The following is a 1,630-nucleotide window of genomic DNA, read 5'->3' on the forward strand; positions in this document are numbered from 1 at the left end:
AATCCGACAGCTAACTCCGCAAGCGTTGCAGAAGAGGAAGATGAAGCTTGTGAGACGAGTCTGTTCAAAAGTCCACAAGGCTATTTATCTTTTTAGCCTCTGGGGGCTTTTTTGTTTTGCGTGATGACCTATGTCGTTTATGATCCGTTAAAATCATTAAGTCCCTGCCAAAGAAATATTACTAACAAAATTCCTCATACTAAGGGGAGAAGGAGAAAACAACATGCGCAGGAAAATGCTTTTTAAGCTTGATCCTCCAAAGGTACTTGTCCTTGGTTTTGGGTCGATTATCCTGTTGGGATCGCTGCTGCTTTCACTGCCCGCCGCTACGACTGACGGCAAAGGGCTATCCTTGCTGGATGCTTTGTTCACAGCCACATCAGCTACCTGCGTAACGGGGCTCGTAGTAGTCGATACAGGTGATACCTTCACACAGTTCGGTGAAATTGTCATCCTTTCGATGATTCAGATCGGAGGGCTTGGATTTATGAGTTTTGCAACACTGTTGGCATTTATCCTTGGGAAAAGAATCTCGTTAAAAGAGAGGCTGATCATCCAGGAATCATTGAACAATGCCACGGTGGAAGGTGTGGTCCGGCTTGTTAAGCGGATTCTCATTTTTACAGCCGTTATCGAGATTGCAGGAGGAATCCTGTTATCTCTAAGGTTTGCTCAGGACATGGCCGCTGGTAAGGCGATATATTTTGGTTTTTTCCATGCGGTATCGAACTTCAATAATGCTGGATTTGACTTAATGGGAGAGTTTCGCGGGCTTACCGCATACGCTGATGATCCTGTTATCAATATCACCCTAATTTCTCTGATCAGTTTAGGCGGTATAGGGTTCATTGTAATGAATGAGCTTTTTGAATATAAAAGCACAAAAAGGATTTCACTTCATTCCAAAATGGTACTGTCCGTTTCCGGGGTTCTTGTACTTGGCGGTGCACTGCTGATCTTTATCCTTGAATATAACAATCCAGCCACTTTGAAACCACTCTCGATGGCCGGGAAAATATTAGGTTCCTTTTATCAATCTGTGACCCCAAGGACTGCCGGCTCTAATACATTGAATATTGGTGACTTAACACAAACGACATTATTCCTGATTATCTTCCTGATGTTTATCGGGGCATCCCCAGGCTCAACGGGCGGCGGTATCAAGACCACTACATTTGCCATTCTGATGGGCGCCGTAAAAGCGCAAATTCGGGGCAGGGAGGATGTCACGTTCTTCGGCAGAAGAATGGACTACACGATCATTTATAAATCACTTACAGTAACACTAATCGCACTATTTTTAATTATTTTCGTTACAATGGTGTTGACTATTACAGAACCGGGAAAAGATTTTCTGATGTTGTTCTTTGAGACAGTATCCGCCTTTGCAACAGTCGGTCTGTCAATGGGATTGACTCCCGAACTGTCACCATTTGGGAAAATATTGATAACATTTACGATGTTCGCGGGCCGTATTGGACCGATGACACTTGCTTTTGCAGTAGCGAAAAAAAGAAAAGAAGATCATTACCGTTATCCTGCTGGAAAAGTGATGATTGGGTAGGAGGATATTTTTATGGCAAAGCAGTATGCAGTAATTGGGATGGGACGTTTCGGGTCAAGTGTGGCC

General features: G+C 43.7%; 1 protein-coding gene. It reads left to right on the forward strand.

The genetic code is table 11. From position 1 onward, the window contains the following. Positions 1-223 precede the first annotated feature (223 nt). A complete protein-coding gene (locus WB217_RS02115) occupies positions 224-1,564 on the forward strand; it encodes a TrkH family potassium uptake protein (protein ID WP_423990203.1) in 1,341 nt (446 codons plus the stop codon). The last annotated feature ends 66 nt before the right edge of the window (positions 1,565-1,630 follow it).

The organism is Mesobacillus sp., assembly GCF_049588175.1.
Classification (GTDB): Bacteria; Bacillota; Bacilli; order Bacillales; family Cytobacillaceae; genus Mesobacillus.

What these genes read in the sequence shown, in the direction of transcription:
- WB217_RS02115 (WP_423990203.1), top strand. Translation starts at nt 224, where the DNA reads ATGCGCAGGAAAATGCTTTTTAAGCTTGATCCTCCAAAGGTACTTGTC.